22 protein-coding genes are annotated in these 19,997 nt (G+C 42.3%); 8 read left to right on the forward strand and 14 right to left on the reverse strand.

Translation table 11 applies throughout. The annotated features are described in order from the left end of the window. The first annotated feature begins 5 nt into the window (after nt 1-5). The 5 genes from B6N13_RS17810 (at nt 6) to B6N13_RS17830 (ending at nt 4,929) form a co-directional block, all read left to right on the forward strand. Complete coding sequence (locus B6N13_RS17810) at nt 6-767, forward strand: class II aldolase/adducin family protein (RefSeq protein ID WP_169460163.1); 762 nt, start codon at nt 6-8, stop codon at nt 765-767. A 181-nt stretch (nt 768-948) separates the two neighbouring features. Beyond that, nucleotides 949-1,431: a MarR family winged helix-turn-helix transcriptional regulator gene (locus tag B6N13_RS17815; protein ID WP_012069519.1), complete on the forward strand. Its 483-nt coding sequence runs from the start codon at nt 949-951 to the stop codon at nt 1,429-1,431. Between the two features lie 485 nt (nt 1,432-1,916). After that, the gene (locus B6N13_RS17820) at nt 1,917-2,951 is read left to right on the forward strand and encodes a TRAP transporter substrate-binding protein (RefSeq protein ID WP_169460164.1); all 1,035 of its coding nucleotides are present in this window, start codon (nt 1,917-1,919) and stop codon (nt 2,949-2,951) included. A 90-nt stretch (nt 2,952-3,041) separates the two neighbouring features. After that, complete coding sequence (locus B6N13_RS17825; RefSeq protein ID WP_012069517.1) at nt 3,042-3,599, forward strand: TRAP transporter small permease subunit; 558 nt, start codon at nt 3,042-3,044, stop codon at nt 3,597-3,599. Beyond that, nucleotides 3,592-4,929 (forward strand): TRAP transporter large permease subunit, encoded by a 1,338-nt coding sequence (locus B6N13_RS17830; RefSeq protein WP_012069516.1) that lies wholly within the window; start codon nt 3,592-3,594, stop codon nt 4,927-4,929. The genes B6N13_RS17825 and B6N13_RS17830 overlap by 8 nt, the downstream gene beginning before the upstream one ends. A 45-nt stretch (nt 4,930-4,974) precedes the next feature. On the opposite strand, the gene B6N13_RS17835 is transcribed toward B6N13_RS17830, so the two are convergent. The 7 genes from B6N13_RS17835 to B6N13_RS17865 form a co-directional block, all read right to left on the reverse strand. After that, nucleotides 4,975-5,316 (reverse strand): carboxymuconolactone decarboxylase family protein, encoded by a 342-nt coding sequence (locus tag B6N13_RS17835; protein ID WP_012069515.1) that lies wholly within the window; start codon nt 5,314-5,316, stop codon nt 4,975-4,977. Nucleotides 5,317-5,440: 124 nt separating this feature from the next. Further along, entirely contained in the window at nt 5,441-5,839 is a 399-nt protein-coding gene (locus B6N13_RS17840) for a VOC family protein (protein WP_169460165.1), read from the reverse strand. A 169-nt stretch (nt 5,840-6,008) separates the two neighbouring features. Beyond that, nucleotides 6,009-6,239 carry a thioredoxin family protein gene (locus tag B6N13_RS17845; protein WP_169460166.1) on the reverse strand — a complete coding sequence of 77 codons (231 nt, stop codon included), beginning with the start codon at nt 6,237-6,239 and terminating at the stop codon, nt 6,009-6,011. A 27-nt stretch (nt 6,240-6,266) separates the two neighbouring features. Continuing rightward, a complete protein-coding gene (locus B6N13_RS17850) occupies nt 6,267-7,253 on the reverse strand; it encodes a permease (protein ID WP_169460167.1) in 987 nt (328 codons plus the stop codon). A gap of 181 nt (nt 7,254-7,434) precedes the next feature. After that, the gene (locus B6N13_RS17855) at nt 7,435-7,866 is read right to left on the reverse strand and encodes a group 1 truncated hemoglobin (RefSeq protein ID WP_169460168.1); all 432 of its coding nucleotides are present in this window, start codon (nt 7,864-7,866) and stop codon (nt 7,435-7,437) included. Further along, nucleotides 7,860-8,726, reverse strand: a complete 867-nt coding sequence (locus tag B6N13_RS17860) for a DUF3034 family protein (protein ID WP_211172926.1) — start codon at nt 8,724-8,726, stop codon at nt 7,860-7,862. The genes B6N13_RS17855 and B6N13_RS17860 overlap by 7 nt, the downstream gene beginning before the upstream one ends. 28 nt (nt 8,727-8,754) lie before the next feature. Continuing rightward, entirely contained in the window at nt 8,755-9,387 is a 633-nt protein-coding gene (locus tag B6N13_RS17865; RefSeq protein WP_169460170.1) for a methylamine utilization protein, read from the reverse strand. 149 nt (nt 9,388-9,536) lie between these two features. Between B6N13_RS17865 and B6N13_RS17870 the strand changes: the two genes are divergently transcribed. Further along, nucleotides 9,537-10,268, forward strand: a complete 732-nt coding sequence (locus B6N13_RS17870) for an AraC family transcriptional regulator (RefSeq protein ID WP_169460171.1) — start codon at nt 9,537-9,539, stop codon at nt 10,266-10,268. Nucleotides 10,269-10,497: 229 nt separating this feature from the next. Beyond that, nucleotides 10,498-11,094: a YrbL family protein gene (locus B6N13_RS17875; protein ID WP_012069508.1), complete on the forward strand. Its 597-nt coding sequence runs from the start codon at nt 10,498-10,500 to the stop codon at nt 11,092-11,094. A gap of 36 nt (nt 11,095-11,130) precedes the next feature. On the opposite strand, the gene B6N13_RS17880 is transcribed toward B6N13_RS17875, so the two are convergent. From B6N13_RS17880 to B6N13_RS17905, 6 genes are all read right to left on the reverse strand, one after another. Further along, entirely contained in the window at nt 11,131-12,195 is a 1,065-nt protein-coding gene (locus B6N13_RS17880) for an ABC transporter substrate-binding protein (protein ID WP_169460172.1), read from the reverse strand. Further along, on the reverse strand, nt 12,192-13,655 hold the full coding sequence (locus B6N13_RS17885) for a sensor histidine kinase (protein WP_169460173.1): 1,464 nt from the start codon (nt 13,653-13,655) through the stop codon (nt 12,192-12,194). Before B6N13_RS17885 ends, B6N13_RS17880 begins: the two co-directional genes overlap by 4 nt. Next, a complete protein-coding gene (locus tag B6N13_RS17890; protein WP_012069505.1) occupies nt 13,618-14,301 on the reverse strand; it encodes a response regulator transcription factor in 684 nt (227 codons plus the stop codon). The genes B6N13_RS17885 and B6N13_RS17890 overlap by 38 nt, the downstream gene beginning before the upstream one ends. Nucleotides 14,302-14,407: 106 nt before the next feature. Continuing rightward, nucleotides 14,408-15,928: a tripartite tricarboxylate transporter permease gene (locus B6N13_RS17895; protein WP_012069504.1), complete on the reverse strand. Its 1,521-nt coding sequence runs from the start codon at nt 15,926-15,928 to the stop codon at nt 14,408-14,410. 1 nt (nt 15,929) lies between these two features. Further along, entirely contained in the window at nt 15,930-16,370 is a 441-nt protein-coding gene (locus B6N13_RS17900; RefSeq protein ID WP_012069503.1) for a tripartite tricarboxylate transporter TctB family protein, read from the reverse strand. Nucleotides 16,371-16,469: 99 nt separating this feature from the next. Next, the gene (locus B6N13_RS17905; RefSeq protein ID WP_012069502.1) at nt 16,470-17,462 is read right to left on the reverse strand and encodes a tripartite tricarboxylate transporter substrate-binding protein; all 993 of its coding nucleotides are present in this window, start codon (nt 17,460-17,462) and stop codon (nt 16,470-16,472) included. A 255-nt stretch (nt 17,463-17,717) separates the two neighbouring features. On the opposite strand from B6N13_RS17905, the gene B6N13_RS17910 reads away from it, so the two are divergent. Beyond that, nucleotides 17,718-18,650, forward strand: a complete 933-nt coding sequence (locus B6N13_RS17910) for an EamA family transporter (protein ID WP_169460174.1) — start codon at nt 17,718-17,720, stop codon at nt 18,648-18,650. Nucleotides 18,651-18,706: 56 nt separating this feature from the next. On the opposite strand, the gene B6N13_RS17915 is transcribed toward B6N13_RS17910, so the two are convergent. Beyond that, the gene (locus B6N13_RS17915; RefSeq protein WP_012069496.1) at nt 18,707-19,939 is read right to left on the reverse strand and encodes an alanine--glyoxylate aminotransferase family protein; all 1,233 of its coding nucleotides are present in this window, start codon (nt 19,937-19,939) and stop codon (nt 18,707-18,709) included. Between the last annotated feature and the right edge of the window lie 58 nt (nt 19,940-19,997).

Below are 19,997 nucleotides of genomic sequence, written 5' to 3' on the forward strand. Positions count from 1 at the left end.
AAAACATGAGCGATTCAACAAAACGACCTACCCACATTAGCGAAGAAGAATGGGCACTTCGCGTTAAATTAGCCCACTGCTACCACCTTATAGACTTTTTTGGCTGGACAGAGACTATTTTCAATCACATTTCCGCCCGCCTTCCCCACATCGAAGGCGAATACCTAGTTAATCCTTTTGGTTTAAATTACACAGAAATCACTCCAGAAAACCTGATAAAAGTGGATGTTAATGGCCACAAACTGGATGACTCGCCATATGATGGCAACCCCGCCGGATTTGCACTTCACGGGGCAATTCACGCTGCACGAGAAGACATTCATTGCGTCATTCACACCCACACCAACGAAGTGTCTGCGGTCGCAATGAAAAAACAGGGCTTCAGCCATGACAGCTTTTACGGCGCACAACTTTATGGGCGTGTCGGCTATCATGCTTTTGAAGGCATCACTTTATTTGATGACGAAAAAAGCCGCATGCTAGAGAGCCTAGGACAAAAGCACATTCTTGTGTTACGAAATCACGGCATCGCTGTTGGCGAATTCGACATAGAACGTACTTTTTTCCTTTTATGGACAGTGCAGCGCGCTGCAGAAATTCAAGTCACCTCCGGAGCTCTTGGTGGTGAGGATGTATTACTAGAACAAGGCATTCGCGAAAAGTGCGCAGATTTAACCCAAATGCTGATCAAAGATAGCGGCTTTGCAGACAAATTCTACAACGCTATGGTTCGCAAAATGGAAGCTGAAAAAGGCCCCTGCTGGTAGTAACCCCTCCCCAAAAAAAGACAGCCAACTTTATAGCCAACCAAGAGTTGGCTATTTTATTAAATCCTCTTGCTTGTTGTTGCAATTGAGAATCATTATTGATATAAATACTTGATGTTTCAATTGACTAAAAACGTCATGTTTTGTACATTCTATCACTTATAAGAAGCAAGGATTTTTAATGACCAGCAAACCTAGAGCTCCACGAAGTCAGCGATATAACCCTGCAAGTGAAGACTTCCACAAAGAAGAATTTCCCTTTTACTGGCTAAATCAGGTTCATGGTCGCTATAGTGTAGCTGTTGAAAAAGCACTAAAAAAAGTCAATCTTGATATTCCAAGATGGCGAATCCTGTTCACTTTAAAAGAGGAAGGCACCTGTAGCGTTTCACAAATCGCCGTACACGCCATAGCTAAACTTCCTACCGTCACAAAAATCATCCAACGCATGAAGCAAGATGGCCTTGTAGATACAAGGGTAAGAAGTGATGACGGCCGCGTAACAGAGGTCATGATTACTGAAAAAGGCATAGCGGCCGTTGCAGATATCCGCTTTACCACCAAAGATTTATTCAAGCAAAGCTTCAAAGGCATGACGGAAGCCAAAATACAAAGACTTAACAAATTACTTGAAGAACTGTTCCATAATTTACCAGAGCACTAAAACGAAAAATGGAAACACTTCAGACAAACCACTCCTCCCACATTTTAACGCACCAAAGTTAGTTTAAACGAGATTTTTGCTCAAACTCAGTGCGTTTTTTTGTCTTTTAAATTGCAATCTTTTCAAAAAAATTTCTCTCAATAAATTCCCCCATTTACGCCCCTAGATTAATTAAAGAACGTAAAAAAACTATCACAACCAATTGAAATAAAAAGATTTTATTGTTTTTTTAATGTTTTAAAGTCGTCAAATTACACTAATTAAAACTCGAAAAAAAACGTAAATTTAAAAAAAATCGGGTTGGCATAATACTTGAGTGCATGAAAATTTACTTGAACATTCAATTAAAAATGTGTTTCTATAAAAATGCATTATGACTCTCTCATGAGACTCAAATTAAAGTTCAAATAAAAATTATCGCGGATCAAACCGCTAAATGCAGCTCAAACTATCTCTAGATAGTGAGCACCTACGAGGATACCCCAATGCCTTATAAGCCATTAGTTACTGCGTTTTTCTCATCAATAGCCATCATTGGATCCATGGGAGCAACCGCTTCTTCGGTTCGTCTAGACATTCAAAGCGCTTGGCCACTTACACTACCTGCCAGCGGCCAAAGCGCTCAGCATCTAGCTGACAGGCTCAAAACCACCTCGGAAGATATCAAAGTAAAGCTTTACTCGGCTGGAAAATTGGTTCCACCGTTAGAAATCTTTGATGCTGTTCAGCAAGGAACGCTAGATGCAGGTTACACATCACCTTTGTACGTAGCTGGACGATTCCCTGCACTACAGCTTTTTGGTGGTGTTCCATTTGGTCCATCAGCACTAGAATATTTAGATTGGATTTATAATGGTGGTGGCTTAGAAATTTGGCGTGATATCTATGCCAAACAAGGTGTTGTTACCGTTCCATGCGGCCTAATGGATGCGGAAGCAGGCGGCTGGTACAACTTTGAAATCAATAGTACTGATGACTTGAAAGGTAAAAAAATCCGCTTCGCAGGACTTGCTGGTGAGGTCATGAACAAAGCCGGGGCATCGGTTGTCCTTCTTGGTGGCGGCGATATTTATCCTAACCTAGAGCGTGGCGTCATAGATGGAACCGAATTCTCTATGCCTGCAATTGACGCCGCTATGGGGTTCGAAAAAGTGGCTAAATATTACTACCTACCTGGCTGGCACCAACCCGCTGCGATCAATGAGCTAATCATCAATAAACGCAAATGGGATTCTATGAGCGCAGCACAACAAGGCCTGATAGAAGATACTTGTCGTGAAACTCAACTATGGACAGTCTCTTCCACCACTATCGCCAATGCCGACGCTATTCAGAAATTCAAAGCCGCTGGCACTCAAATTAAATCATTTCCTCCCGCCGTTCTCGCCGCCTTCAAAAAAGGCACTGACGAAGTGTTGAATGAAGAAGCAAATAAAGATGCAGACTTCAAACGTACTTTAGATTCACTCAAGAGCTACCGCCAAAAAGTATCTATGTGGACAGAATATAAAGGCAATTAAGATTTGATAAAACCGAGAAATACATGACGTTTTTCTCGGTTTTATTCTTTCACGTCTACTACACAGTCTTACACAATCGGAGCTATTTTGATGTACACCATAAACTCCATTGCTGACAAAATCGGAGCGTTTTCCGTTGCTGTCGGCAAAGCTGGCTCACTTATTCTGCCCGTTTTAATAATCACCATCTTGGTAAACGTAATATTACGCTATGCTTTCAATATCGGCTTGGTAGAACTAGAAGAAGTTCAATGGCATCTAAACGCCATCGTTGTCATGTCCTGCTTAGCCTATACCTACCAAGTGGATGAACACATTCGTGTCGATATTTTTCATAATAGATTTAGCCCTAAACGTCGCGCATGGGTCGAGATTCTTGGTATTTTATTTTTGTTTTTCCCTTATACCATTCTCGTTTCATGGCATGCATGGGATATCACCTCTTATTCTTGGTCATTACGAGAAGGCTCTCCAATGCCTTCTGGATTGCCTGCTCGCTATATTATCAAAGGTGTAATGGCTCTCGGCTTGAGTCTTTTAGTACTGCAAGGCGCTGCAATTCTTCTCCGCAACGTTGCTTTTTTGATCCAACCCAACGCCGTATCCGCCCCATCTGTACCTGCGAAAAAGGGCTCTCACCATGAATGAGTTATTTGTTTTTCTACTGTTTTCAGCCTTTATGCTTATTCTGTTTTCAGGCTTTCCTGTTGCCTTTGTCTTAGGTGGCGTCGGCGTATTATTTGCCACGTTGGGCAGTATCCTTGTGTCATTTGATATCTATGATGTAGCAGAGCTGCGCACCATAGGTTTTGTCGCCAATAGGACGTTTTCAACCATTTCCAGCTACTCACTAATCCCTATGTCGATGTTTATTTTTATGGGATACATGCTTGATCGCTCTGGTATTGCCGAACGTTTAATTGAAGCAATGCGTCGCGTTTTAGGTAAAACACCAGGTGGATTGGCTATCGCTGTAGTTCTGATCGGTGTTGTGCTTGCAGCATCTACTGGCATAATTGGCGCATCAGTCGTTCTGCTTTCCACTATTGCCCTACCAACTATGTTTAAAGCAGGTTACGCGAAATGGATCAGCGCAGGCACAGTTGGAGCAACTGGCTGTCTTGGCATTCTTGTTCCACCCTCTATCATGCTGGTTGTGATGGGCGATCAATTACGTATTCCTGTAGGCGACCTTTTTATGGGCGCAATCATACCTGGATTATTACTAGCCACCAGCTTCGTACTTTTTATCTTTATTTATGCCCTAATCAAACCTTCCACTATGCCAAAAGTCGCCTTCGCTGAAGAAAGCGGCGTCAGCAAATTCGACATTATTCGAGACATTTCTAAAGCGCTGTTCGCACCATTAGTCTTGGTTTTAGCCGTATTGGGTTCCATCATTGCGGGCATCGCTTCACCTACGGAAGCTTCTGGGATTGGCGCGGCTGGTGCCACCTTTTTAGCTTGGAGTTCTGGTCGACTAAAATGGCAGGATTTACGTATCGTCTGTTATCAAACAGGTCGATCTGTCGCCTTCTTATATGCACTTATTTTTGGTGCGTCCTGTTTCTCGGTAGTCTTACGTGGTTACGGCGGCGATGAGGTTATTGAAAGTGCCCTGCATGCTTTACCACTCAGCCCAGAAGGCGTGTTGTTCTGTGTTATTTTAATCATCTTTTTATTAGGCTTTTTCCTAGACTGGATGGAAATCGTCTTAATCGTCGCACCTCTGGTGATGCCAATTTTAGTGAATTTTGGCTTCGATCCTGTTTGGGTCGCGATTCTTATGGCCTTGTGTTTACAGACTTCTTTTTTGACACCGCCCGTTGGCATGGCGTTGTTCTATATAAGAAGCGCAGCAAGTGGCATCAGCATGGCAGAGATATATAAGGGCGCGATTCCCTTCGTACTGCTGCAATTACTGACGCTTGCCATCGTTGCCCTTTACCCGTCCTTGGTTACTTGGCTACCGAACTAAGCACTCACAACCTTCCTCCGTCACGAGGAAGGTTGTCTCTTTTGATCAGTCAGCTAAGAACTCATCCACTGCTGCCAATGCTTGTGTACCGTAAATAACGGCCGGACCACCGCCCATCATGAGTGCAACGTTAATGGTTTCAATCAGCTCTTCTCGAGTAGCGCCCGCGCGAAGTGCCGCTTTGGCATGAGAAGCAATACAACCGTCACAACGTGAAGCAATGCCGATGCTTAGTGCCATCATTTCTTTTACCTTGACTGCCAATGCGCCCTCTTCCATGGCGGCTTTGTGCATAGCCATAAATCCATCTAGTATCTCGGGAGAGGATTTACGGTATTCACGGGCAAAGGCATTTTGGTCTTTATTGATTTCTTTATAGCTTTTCATGGTTCACCTTAATTAGACTTAACATTAGATAAACCTAATTTAAAGTGAAATATAAATAGAAGATAGCATCGGTTAATAAAAGACTGATCTACCGCAAGATAAAAAAACACCGACTCTATCGTGATTAAGCCGTCCACTCGCGGTTTTGCAATACCACTCGATAACCGTCTAGGTCTTCAAAGGTTTTGCCGACGTCGTCCCAATAATCATTGTAGGATGGCACATGCACAAAGCCTGCTGTTTGCATCTGTTCACAACATTCTTCCCATACTTGCGCATCGGTAAAATAAAAGATGAGTAAATTGTCTTGCGTAGGCGCTTTACCGACAGTCGTGCCTTTGTGGTGGGTGAATTCTAAGTGGTAGTTATGCTGTTCATGACCGACGATAGAGCCATCGAAGCCATTATGACCTTCGAAGCTACCGAGCAGCTTGAAACCCAGGCCATTAACATACATGTCGGTGATTTTAGCTAGGTTGTCAGTTGGTCTTGCGACACGCATTTTTGCGGTCTTCGGGATCATAAAATGCTCCATATTCTTGGTTGATTTAAAGTTTAGCGCCAAGAAATTCAGGAGAAATCGGATTCACCACGCAACACATCTTCCTTGACTAGCCAAGAAGCCTACTACAAGACTTTTATGAGAATCCATAATCGTCACGCTATATTCGGTATATGAATCAATTCGCTGATTAGAACCAGCTTTGTATTTTTTTCTTATCAGGAATCGAGCCGTAATGTACGACAACTTCGTCAATCACTACCGCTGGTGTGCTCATTACGCCATAACTCATAATGACTTCGGCGCTGGTTTCTTTCTCTACATTCACTGGCACTTCGTTTTCCGCGGCGATAGCTTTAATAAGCTCAGCCGTTTTCACACATTTACTGCAACCACTGCCCAGTACTTTGACTTGTTTCATTTGATTGTTCCTTTTTTAATTAGCGTTTCAGTTAACAAGATTCAAAATCCAACCCACTAAAGTGAAGGACAAAAGTAGCATCGCAAAAATGATAGTGAGCAATTTCCATGTCATCACTTGTTTAAGCAGGATAAATTCTGGAAAGCTGGCCGCGACAGCGCTCATGCAAAACGCCATAGTGGTACCGATTGGCAGACCTTTGGTAATCAAGCTTTCCATGATGGGAATCACGCCTGTGGCATTTGAATAAAGCGGAATACCAAGCAACACCGCCAAAGGCACAGACCACCATTGGCCATCGCCAAGATTGCCTTCTAGCCAAGACACTGGCACATAACCATGCAAGGCTGCACCAAGACCAACACCAATAAAAACCCATTTCCACACTCGCGAGAAAATATTCCACAGCTCATTCTTAGCAAAGTCATGTCGCTCACGAAAAGACAGCGTTGGTTTTGCGACAGAATCACCATCTAAGTCAGCGACAGGGGTTGCCGATTGATAGGCTTTTAAAGCAAAAGGCTGCAACATTTTTTCAGCTCGAATGAGGTCAAGAAATACGCCACCCAAGATACCAACCGCCATACCAACCAAAACGTACATAAAGGTGATTTGCCAGCCAACCAAACTGAGCAGTAACAAGACAGCGACTTCGTTAATCAACGGTGAGGTCAATAGAAACGACATGGTAATGCCGACAGGAATGCCCGCCGAGGTAAAACCGAGAAAAACAGGAATGCTTGAACAAGAGCAAAATGGCGTGATGGCGCCGAAGATAGATCCTGTTAAATAGCCAATAAAACGATTTTTGCTAGCGAGATAATCTCGCACTCGTTCAATATTGAGCGACGCACGTAACAGCGCAATAAAATAGATCATGATAACCAAGAGGAAAAAAATCTTGGTGGTATCTTCGATGAAGAAATGTACCGCATCACCAAGTTTCGAATTCGGTGACAAGCCAAATAATATGAAGGTGAGCCAATCTGCTAAATCAGTAAAAATAGCCAGCATCGTATTTCTCTTATTTGACGTTACCTTATAGTGAATTCACAAAGGTTACCTTTCACCCTACTCCGATGCTCGTAACAAGACTATGAATGCTTTGCTATTAACTGACCGAGATCAAATAAAAAAAGCAACCATGAGGTCGCTTTCGAATAGGTGGTTTTAAAATCGACTCTCATGAGGCTATTTATTTGTAAAGCATCTCCCCACGCATCGGCGCGAGCACTTTTAGCACCTGATTCTGCTGTGGATAGGTTAGACCTGCTTTTTTCATAGCGTTAACCAATAAATCGACAGTGGTGTTAAAGTCGGTTTCATTGATTTTTTGACCTTGATGTACTTTCAGCATAGTGTCGCCAGTGTAAGTACATGGGCCACCGGTATTCACACAAAGATGCTCGATGAACTTTTCACGGAAGCGAGTGATATTGGTTTTTTCAAAATAACGATAGATGTCTTTATTAAAGCTAATTTCGTCAATAAAGTTATCGGTAATAGCTTCGACAGTTGGCTTGCCACCAATTTCATCATATAAGCTTTGAGGTGCTTTACTTGGCGCAGCGCAGGCAACCAAAAATACGCTAAATGCAATGAGCGATGCTTTTACTAGGTTTACCATAAGTACCCCGTCATGGATAAATAAATACCTGTTTGATCTTTCTTGGTGGCAACTGTACCTAAGTCGACATAAGCCGCAGTGAAATTAACATTCTTGTTCGGCATATAACTGACAAAAACATCTTTCCAATCATCTTCTTCTACACTAGACAGATTGCTTGGCTTCTGACGATACTCCATACCCACTACCCAGTTAGGCGATAGCAGCAAACCAACACTGCCTTCCATCATCACTTGGTAATCCTTGTTGTCTGGCCCGCCGTAGCCTAACAAGCCCATTTCATTGGCTTTGGTCGCGCGAGCGGTAAGATTCCACACTAGGTTGTAACCGCCAACTGCACCTAAATGCACTTTGGTCGCCGCCACATAAAAATCCGTACCGCTGTCGTTTTTTGCCCCAAGATACGAAGCAACAACATCACTGTCTAATTGCTTATGCTGTAAACCAACGCTTACTTGAGGATAGGCGGAATACAAGACGTCGCCATACAAACGCACTTTAACGCCAAAGATGTCTTGTTTTATGTCACCAACGCTTAACGCTTTTACCAGATCAACAGGCAAATCAAACGTCTGCTGAGCGTAACTTAGCTCGACTCTGTCATAGAAGCTGGTCGAGGCACCAATGGAGGACAAGCGATAATCACTGACATTTACATCTGTCATAAAAAACGATGCAGCCGTTTCGTCGCGACTGTCGTAACCTGCCAAAGTCGCCCATGGAACCAGCCCACCACCGCCACTGCCTTCTACTTGTGAAAGCCCCGCTGTCGCCAGAATTTTGCCATCGGCTGCCATAACAAACGAAGCTGATAACACAAAGCTGCTGACAGCTAATATTTTGATCATGTTTTTATTCATTAAATTCCTGCCACGCATTTAATCTGGATCACTTTGACCATTTCTTTTTACCGAATCCCTTATTCATATTACTGTGATCCATCATCCCAATAGGAGGCAAAAGCTCCAACGAGATACTTTGCTCTACATTACTTGTGATAGCGACTTTCTTTACAGCACTCACACCCTCAATAAATCGTTCACTCCACAAAGATACGATATCGCCACTTTTGGCTGGTATCCGCACTTTACCGTTTTGGTCTGTTTTCAGCGCAAAGGAGTTATCAACAACGACAATATAACCAATCATATCGTCATGTATGTTACAGCCAAGAACAACAAGTCCGGCCTTATCAAACAAGATCGGGGCAACTTCTGTGCCTTTATAAAGTTTAATCTCGAACGTTTTGGGCTGAGAAAAGCTGTAAACGTGATGTCGAATATCATCACTATTAGGAAAGCTAACGTATTGACCTTTCTGCACGACTAATACCCGCGGCACAAAAGACTCGTCAATCTGATCCATTACAGCCACAGCTCTTGGCGTACTTACCGCATTATTAGATACAATAACCACAGCATCAGATACAGGAAGGTTATCTTGGTCCAACACGGTCAACGTCATTTCAGCCCATGCATTTGACAAGGAAAATAAAAACACCAGAGCAAATAAATGACGCATTTTTTATCCTTTTAATTAATTGGCTTTTAACCTGTACACTTACTTTTAAATATACTGACAGAGAATATAATTACAGTAATTCGCAGAGAGGTCATTATACTTTCTGTAACTCACTTAAAGGTAAGAGTAGGAAATAAGGATAGAAAACCATGCGAGATCTCATAGAAGTCATTTCCTATAAAGATACGGCCAACGCCCACTCACATGCCCATACTCAAATTGTACTACCGCTTTCCGGTCACCTAATACTAGACGTAGAAAATCGTCAGCAGGCAGTTCAGTTTGGACAAGCTTGTATGATTTCCTCAAATCAAACCCATACTCATTTGGCAAGAGAGAATAACCACTGCCTGATCCTCAACTCTCTTCCCGTTTGGGACAGCCAGATCGAAAGCAAAAACAACTTTGTTGAGCTTAATGCACAAACTAAGGCGTATTTGCCATTCCTATCTAGCTTAATTGGTGAATGTCATAATCCACTTAAAACTCAGCAAGCTTTAAATTTACTAGAACATTTACTCCCTATCCCACAAAGCAAAATACTGCAAAGCGACTCTCGTCTAGCCAAAGCCAAACATCGACTGGACCATAATTTTCAGGAGCATTGGAGCTTGGCTGAGCTAGCTTGCGATGTGCATTTAAGTCCAAGCCAACTAACGGTTTTATTTAAACGTCATTTAGGGATGACGCCAAAACAATATTTACAGCAACGTCGTTTAACAGAAGCAAAAATGTGGTTAACGTCAAGCAATAAAAGCTTAGAGTATATCGCCAATAAAGTGGGAATAAGTGATGCAAGCACCCTTGTTCGCTTATTTTCTAAGCACTATCTCATGACACCAGGCAACTATAGAACTAATCACACTTCTAGAAAAACATAACTTAATCTACACGAAAAAGGCCATACAAGAACAATTTTAAGCCCTCGTTACCACATCTAGAACACCTTACATTACTAAATTTCATATCTAGAAAAAAATATGAAAAAAAAGTAAAAAAAGACAAAACAAAAGTGAAATAGCTCTTTTACACCGTCAAAAAAGTGAAAAATATATAAAAAACTCTAATATCCCTCTTAAGGTTTCCTATCCTATTTAAGGGGGTTATTTAATGTCATCAAATATCAGCGAACTCTCAGCAAAAGATACTAAAGTGTTTCTAAAAAAACAGGATCTTATCGGCCAAGGAAATGAAAGATCTTGCTTCACCAACCCTTTAAATAAAAACACTTGTGTCAAAGTCATCAGAACAAAGCATCGCAGTCAAAACAAGATTGAGAAGTACTATTACACCAAGCTAAAAAAACGAAACAATTTGTCACCTTACATTTCGGAGTATTATGGGGAAATAAACACGAATCTAGGAAAGGGGTTAGTGTTCGAAAGAATTTTAGACAGTAATGGATGCTCTAGTGAGTCCCTTTACACATTAATGAAAAATAATGCTATTTCATTAAATGAGGCGAAAAAAATCTTAAAAACAGTTTTTGAAGACCTATACCTGAACGCCATTGTAATCGGTGATGCAACAAAAGATCAGATTCTTTTAAAGAAAACAGACAGTGGCTATACACCTAAGATAATTGATGGCTTAGGCACAAGACGTTACGGAATAAAGCTGTTCTTAATGAGTAATATAAAATCATTCGCGCGTAGAAAACTCAAAAAAAGTTGGAAAACATTAGAAGTAGATTTAGAACTAGCGTGAAGGTGTCAATCCCCCCCTGCTGACTGGCGTTAGAAATTAGTCTTCTTCGCTAATTTCTAACGCCATTTCCCAGTTACGAATAAAACGCTTTTGCTTAGCATAATCACGTCCTACCAATAATTGCTGATCTAATTCGATGATGCCAGTTGGTCCAGGCGCATTGACAACATAAGGATCATTTGGATTGTTCATATCAGGTTGAATTGGGAATAATAAACCTTGGGTTTGCATCATTTTTTGTGCCTGATCTGATAGCAAAAAATCTAGAAATATTCCAGCATCTTCTTCGTTTGGCGCACCTTTAGGAATTAAAGCTGCACGCATTAACATGAGCGTATAATCTTTCGGCAAGATCATTTTCAATCTATCATCTTCTTGGGCTCTTTGTGATGCATAAGAACCCAGCAAGTTATAACCTAGCACCAACTTACCGGAAGCGACATCATCAATAATGTCATGAGTACAACAATAAGTTTGCACATCATGACTGCCAAAGGCTTCCAACAAACGCCCCCATGTCACATCGGCTTGGCGCGCATCCTGGCTTGCCAATAAATAACCAACGCCACTTTGACGAATATCATAAGTACCAATCCGTTTGGTCATCGCTTTTTCATTTTGACGAATGGTTTGCAACAATGACTGACGATCTTCGGGTAAAACACCAGGAAAGGCTTTTTTATTCACCAGCATAACAATCGGTTCAAGGGAAAACGCAAACAGCTGATTTCGCCATTTGAAGTTACTAGGCAAACGATCAGTAAAACTCGACTGATAGGTTTGCGCATAACCATCGTTTACTAATTTAAGATGTAAATCCATGGCGCTGCTTATGACCAAACTGGCCTCTGGCTTTTTTTGATCCTTGATAGTGAGATAATACAATTCAAGTGTATTCACATCGCGATAGGCCACACGAACATCAGGATGTAACTCAACAAATTTTTTTAAAATAGGTTCAAACGACGCCAAATCCATAGCAGAATTAATTCTTAAAATACGTTGCGCATTTTCATTACCAAACCAGACAGGCTCGGTCGCCCACAGCTTTGTCGCATTCAAACTAACCACAACTGCTAGCCAGAAAAAAAACTGTTTCATACCGTATCCTCATTAAATCTAAGCTTGGCAAAATCCACTTGAAAAGTTGTACCTTTTGGCTCTGTATCCAATATTTGGATTCTTGCCGAATGGTGATCCACAATATCTTTCACCATAGCAAGACCAACACCACTACCTGCAATGTCATAACGACCACGATAGAAACGTTCGAACACGCGCTCTTTTTCTATATCTGGAATACCAACGCCATAATCAATCACCTTAATACGATAGAAGCGTTCAAACTCACTTACCTGAACGATAATTTCTGTCCCTCGCTCTACATCTTCTCGGCTATAACGAACCGCGTTTTCAATGAGATTTTGCATCATTTGTTGAATCGAAAAAGCATCACCTAAAATAAGCGTTTCTTTTAAATCACAATCAAGAGAAAGCAAAACTCCTTGATGAAGTGCTGCAACGGCCTGCTCCCGACAAGACGCGGTAATTGGCGCTAATAAATCAATCGGCTCTAATCGGTGTGTCTGTAAGCGATGAGAAACGACCGCTTGATTAAGTAATAAGGTGACTGTTTGGCTTAAGGCATCACATTGTTTAACGATGTTTTCCAAGGCCTGATGCTGCCTTTCTGGTGATGTGTTATCTCGTGCATTTTCTGCCAAGGCTCTTAAGCTGGCCAAAGGCGTACGCAATTGATGAGCCGCATCAGCGGTATAATTTTCCAGCTGCTCAAGGTTGCTCTGTAATCGCTCCATAAAATGGTTGATGGCAACTTTTAGATGGTGAGTTTCCTTTGGTGTATTGATATCAATTGGTGTGAGGTCACCCATGGCGCGCTCTTCTAACGCTCGCTCAATCCGATGCAAAGGCCTTAAGACAAGATGACTACCAATGATGATCAAGGTGATAGCAACCAAGGCAATAAACACCACCACTTCGACCGCTTTTTGCGTCACCGCGGATGCCATTTGCTCTCTTGATAATCTAGTCTGACCTAAAATAATACGAACAGTTTGTGCAGTTTCTGGATCGGTAATATGGCGCTGTACCCAGGCAAAACGCACCATTTCACCAGAGTACTCTTGGTTATAAAATTGTATTTGATCTAAAACAGGAGGTTGAGGCGGCTGACTGTCTAAATCTTGATAGCCGGTAATAAAACCTTGTTCCAAGCTCTCGACTTTATAAAAAACACGGTCTTCTTCCGCCTGCGCCAAAGTAGCAAACGCAGACCATGGAATATCTATACTGACTTCATTGCGCATCAAGCCGACGTTTTCGTCCATTTGCAATAAAGCACTACGCAATAGACGGTCGTAGGATAAATCGGCGAGTTTCTGACTGTAATCAAAAATCAGATTAATCGCCAAACCAGCAATAATCCCGATAACCAAAACACCTGCGAGAATAAAGCGAAAACGTAACGAGGGTGCGTTTTCTAAGGCTTTCTTTTCCTCGTCTTCACTGAGAGCTCGATGGTTTGGCGATTTCTGCCACATAACCGATTCCTCTTAGGGTACTAATGACTAAATCACCTTGCCCCATTTTCTTCCTTAAACGCCCTACATACAGCTCAATCGCGTTAGGACCTGGTGTTTCATTGAAGTTAAATAAATGGTCGGTAATTTCGTCTTTGCTTAATACGCGGCCTAAATGGCCAAGGAATATTTCCAGCAAGCGAAACTCTCGATTGGTGATAACAGTGAGTTCGCCATCAATAAATACCTGACGACTGTCTCGGTTTACCACTATATTACCGTGCTCTGTGATATTGGTCGCGTAGCCCTGTTTGCGGCGTAATAAAGCCCTACAGCGAGCTTCTAGCTCACCAAAATCAAATGGTTTCGTTAAATAATCATCGGCTCCGGCATCGAGCAATCGTATACGATCTTCTATCTGATCCCGAGCAGTTAAAATTAACACTGGCGTGTCATCATCGCGCTGGCGCAGTTTCTGCAGCAATTGTAATCCAGATAAACCAGGCAAATTAAGATCTAGCAGTATCAAATCTACAGACTGATACTTCAATAACTCATCCGCACGTTTACCATCCCCGATTAAATCAACGCCATGTCCTAGGCTTGTTAATCGTTCACAGATCGCTTGTCCTAAGACCTGAGTATCCTCTACCACCAGAATTCGCATAACCTTTAGCCATCATGTTTTTTTATTTTTCGATCTAAAAACAAGAAAAATCGAGCAACCTAAGTTGCTCGATTTTTTTGTCACAATGCCTCTAGTATTACAGGGCTTAAACGTCTTTAACAGCTTCTTTTGATTTAGACATTTTAGCGCGGACAATAGGGCCTACTATCATAGGTAGAATTAAACCTAGTATCGCAACAGTCCACAAACCAATACTCAAACCGCTATTGAAGAGCACCGTCCAATCACCATCAGATAGTACTAATGCATGACGAAGACTTTTCTCCATTTCTGGCCCAAGCAGCATACCCAAAATAATCGGTACTAATGGAATATCAATCTTACGGAAGATATAACCCAATACACCAAAGCCAATCATGAAGTACAAATCTAAAGCGCTATGGCTAACAGAATAAATACCTACAGACGCTATCAAGGTAACAATCGGCATTAAGTATTTAGGCGGAATGCTCAACAACTTAACAAAGATGCCTACCATTGGAATGTTTAGCAGTAACAAGACTAAGTTACCAACAAACATTGCTGCAATAACACCCCAAACCAAATCCGCATTTTGTTGGAACAACATTGGACCAGGAGAGATATTTAAAGAGATCAACATCGCTAGTAGAACTGCTGTTGTTCCACTACCAGGAACCCCAAGAGTCAACATAGGTACCAGTGCACCAGACGCCGCACCGTTATTACCGGCTTCAGGAGCAGCAACACCGCGTGGATCACCCTTACCAAATTCGCCTTTATCAGATACGCGTTTTTCCAAGGTATAACTAATAAAGCTACCTAAAGAAGCGCCTGCACCCGGCAATACACCCGCAACAAAACCAAGTACCGCACCACGGAAGGAAGCAGGAAGCACTTTAATGATGTCTTTTGCAGATAATTTCAGCTTGTTAATCGCAACTTGTTTTAAGCCATCACCAGCATGACGCTCTAAGAAGAACAACAATTCACTGATCGCAAATAAACCAACAATTGCGATAATGAAATCAACACCTTCGAACAATTCAAGGGTATTAAAAGTAAAACGCTGTACGCCCGTAGAAATATCGATACCAACTGTAGCGATCATTAGGCCAATAGCGGCAGCCATCAAGGTTTTAAATTGGTTTTTACCCGTAATACCACCCAGAGTTGCAAAGGCTAATGCAAACAAAGCAAAGTATTCAGATGGACCAAATCTCAAAGCAAATTTCGCTAAAATTGGCGCAAGAATAACCAGTCCGATTGTTGCAATAAAACTACCGATGAAAGAGGCAATTGCAGAGATAGCCAAAGCTTCAGCAGCTTTGCCTTTTAGTGCCATTGGATAACCATCTAAACAGGTCATCATCGCTGGCTCGTCACCTGGGATGTTCAACAAGATAGAAGAAATACGACCACCGTACATGGCACCCGCATAAACAGATGTTAACAAGATAAGAGAAGAAGTTGGCGACAAACCTAAGCTAAACGCCAATGGAATCAAAATAGCAACACCGTTTGCAGGGCCAAGACCTGGCAATGCGCCAATTAACGTACCTAAAATGGCACCGATAACCGCAAACATAATACTTTCCGGCGTTAACGCAACCGCAAAGCCTTGCATTAATAAGCTCATAGTATCCATATTAAAACTCCAATAGACCTAGAGGCAGTGCTAATTCAAGCACATTATTGAAAAGGAAAAAGATAACTACAGAGCTAGCCACACCAGTGATAAGACTCTTAGTAATACTTGCTCCCATTCGCCAACTTAAAAAGCTCACAACTAAAGCCGCTGCAGGCATGAATCCGATTGGCTCAATTGCCCAAGCAAAAGCAAGCATAGAAAGAACCACAACACTAAGTTCGATCAACATGGCCACAGGTGCCCACTTCTCGTCTGGATCTGGACGAACAATCATATAAATAGAACTAATACCTAAAATGATAGATAGCATAATAGGAAAAGTTTCAGGTCCAACACTTTCCTGTCCACCAAAAGGAATGGGGAATTGCGTTGCTTCCCAGCCGTAAGCTACAGCAAGAATCAGCATCAGCATGCCAAACACACGATCGTTAATACGCATGTCTCTGCTCCATGTTAATAAATCAAAGGGTGAAAAATAGTCGAAAACAGGAGAAGCAAATGTGTCAGAACAGATGCTTCCCCCAATAGCGGCCTGAGGTTATTTAATTAGACCGATATCTTGCGATAGGATTTTGATATCCAAAGTTTGGTTTTTTACAAATTGAGTGAATTCTTCACCAGACTTATGGAATGGCATCAAACCATTTTTAGTCATGATGTCTTTCCATTCTTGAGTTGTGTACAACTCATTCATGGTTTTTACCCACCAATCGTAAGAATCTTTGCTCGCATTACCTGGAACGTAGAATCCACGCCAGTTTGGAGCAACAGAGTCGATACCTTGTTCCATTGCAGTAGGAATAGAGTCATAAGGTGCTGGCAAACGTTCCTCAGAAAGCACCGCTAGAACGCGTAAGTCACCAGAGTCCATGAAGCCTTTTACTTCAGAGATGTCACCAGTAAATGCATCTACGTGACCACCAACAACTTGAACCAAGGCTTCAGAACCACCGCTGTATGCTAGGTAACGAACTTTTGGCAAGTTTTCAACATGCGCTTTTTGAGCCGTCATCAATACTTTCAAATGGTCCCAACCACCTGACGCACTACCACCAGCAAATTTAACTGCGCTTGGGTCTTTTTTAAGAGCATCAAGAACTTGTTTAAGAGAAGTGTATTTTGAATCTTTACCTACAGCGATAATGCCGTAGTCAGCACCCAGAGTACCAACCCAACGTACTTGGTCAGCATTCATACCTGGGAATTGGCCTTGAGCAAGGCGAGTTGTTGTTGCCGTACTTGCTGCAACGATAAGGTTTTCATCTTTGTCACGTTTACTGACCGTATGAGCAAATGCCACACCGCCACCAGCACCCGTCATGTTAACTGTCTGAACGTTACCTTTGAAGTAACCTTCATCCACTAATACTTTTCCAACGCTACGACAAGTAAAGTCCCATCCACCACCTGGGTTCGCTGGGGCAATACATTCACCACTGCGAGCTGGTTCGAAGGCGTAAGCCTGTCCAGCCATAGTTAGTGCTACAGCACCAGAAATTAGAACAGACTTCAAAGAAATGGTTTTAAGCATGGTTATCTCCTGCTTGTTATTTTTTTTGTTGTTAGCTGATCAAGCTCTTAAAATCGATGTTTCAAATAACTTGAGTAAGCAAACAGTACCCCTTAAACCTGTCACCACCCTGTCATTGATCAATATTTCTTACTTAATTACGATAAAAAACGTATTTTCGACAAGGTAAGTCACGCATTTTTGACAATGTTATTAACCCTTAACCAAGATAACATCTGCTTAATCAGACTAGATCAGGATTCAGGAAACAACAAGATGACAACACATTCTCCACAAGCCACACTCATTGGAAGTATCGCTATTCTGCTCTGGAGTAGCCTTGCGCTTTTTACCACTCAAGCCAACTTAGTCCCACCCTTATTGTTGCTATCCCTAACTTTTGGTGTAGCTAGCTTATTATTTTTTATCGTTTACTTAATTAAGGGCGAGCTAAAATCTTCTTGGTCGAAAACACCAATAAGTGCCATTGTCATGGGTGGATTAGGATTTTATTTTTACCACTTCTGCTACTTTTACGCGTTTCAACATGCACCACCAGTAGAGGCAGGACTCATAGCCTATCTGTGGCCTTTGCTCATTGTATTAATGGCAGGAATGACCAAAGGAAACTCTCTATCATGGACACATTTAGTCGGTGCCGTCATTGCTTTTATTGGCACAGGCATCATGCTGCAATCGCGGGCATCAATCAGCACGATAGAAGTAAACACAACATATGATTGGACAGGATACGCCGCGGCATTTGCCTGCGCGTTTATTTGGTCAAGTTATTCCGTTGCTAATCGACGTTTCCAAAGCGTCCCATCAAGCGCCGTACTTTGGTACTGCCTTGTTACCACCGTACTGGCCGCACTATCCCATTGGATGATTGAAGCCCAAAATACAGCAACATCGCTGGATTACCCTGCTAGCACTTGGATTGCCATTTTAGGACTTGGATTTGGGCCTGTTGGCATTGCCTTTTTCTGTTGGGACTTTGGTGTGAAAAAAGGCAATTTATCATTGCTTGGCGTGTTGTCTTACACCGCACCAGCACTCTCAACGGCCTGGTTAGGGCTATTTACTGAAGCTCAATTAACCACAGGACAAATCATTGCTTGCCTACTCATTACCGCTGGTGCGCTATTCGCCAGCTTAATGCCCAATAAAAAAATGCCTTCTACTTACAAGAAAGCAGAAGGCATTTAATCGAATTTTCAATACTAGCAAGGCATCTTCCATGCCTTGCATTGTTTCATGGGCGATTAAGCCACTTGATAAAGCGTACGTGGCACACTTTGCAAATAGGCTTCCATTTCCGCCATGCCATTTGGCTGATCTACCTTGACGCCTAAATCTCGCATAGTGCTACCAAGCGCATGCAAGGTACGGAACAAGTTATGCTCACGGCACTGCTCACCCATTTGACCAATACGAACGATTGGCTGACCGAATGAACCTGCAATCTCTACTCGATACATTTCGGAAATATGTCGACAGATCTGTCCAGCTGTTAAGCCTTCAGGAATATTAATCCCCACAACAGAATTTAAACGAGAAGCAGGAGGAATAAACAACTCCAGTCCCATTCCTTCAATGCCCGCTTGCAAAGCTTTAGAACAACGCAAATGACGTGCAAAACGGTTCTCTAAAGTTTCATCACATACCAGTTTCAGAGCTTCATGCAATGCCATAATGCCAGACACTGGCGCGGTATAATGATAACCATCGTTATGCCAAAAGTTTTCCGCAAGCTGAGCATCAAAACACCATTGTGCCGTTGGCTTGGTGCGACTTTTTACTGCGGCCCATGCTTCGTTTGAAAACACAAGAAGCGACACGCCAGGGATAGATGACAACCCCTTTTGCCCCCCCGTAATCACCACATCTACTTGCCATGCATCCATTTTCAACGGCATGGTACTCAAGGTACAAACTGCATCTACAACCACCAAACAACCATAAGATTTAGCAATCTTGGTGATTTCTTCTAACGAATGGTTAAACACAGTATTCGATGTTTCACCTTGCACCAGCGTTAATACTTTTGGACGCGTTTCTTCAATGGCTTTACGAACTCGCTCTGGATCTGCCGCTTCATGAACACCAACATGAAACTCATGAACATCAGCACCAATACGCGTTGCCATTTCCGCCATACGATGACTAAAGAAGCCATTGTTAATACATAAAATACGCTCGCCCGGTTGCAACAAATTGGCAACCGCCATTTCCATCGCCGCTGAAGCTGGCCCTGCTACGCCAAGTACCCATTTAGACTCTGTTTGAAACACATAACGCGCCATTGTTTTCACTTGCCCAATTACCTGTGCCATGACACTACCAAGGTGGTTAATCACCACAGAATTGGCCTTGGCGACACGCTCAGGAATAGGTACAGGGCCTGCGCCCATCATTAACAAAGGTTCGTGAGGAAGGATTTCGTCTAAAGATTTCACCTGGGGGCGAGGAATACCCATTGGCGATGAAGCAGTCATTTTATGCAGCCCTATGCTAGTTAAAATTAAAAAAAACCGGTCAATATTAAAAAAATAT

It is taken from the genome of Marinomonas sp. UCMA 3892 (genome assembly GCF_012726345.1).
GTDB lineage: Bacteria > Pseudomonadota > Gammaproteobacteria > Pseudomonadales > Marinomonadaceae > Marinomonas.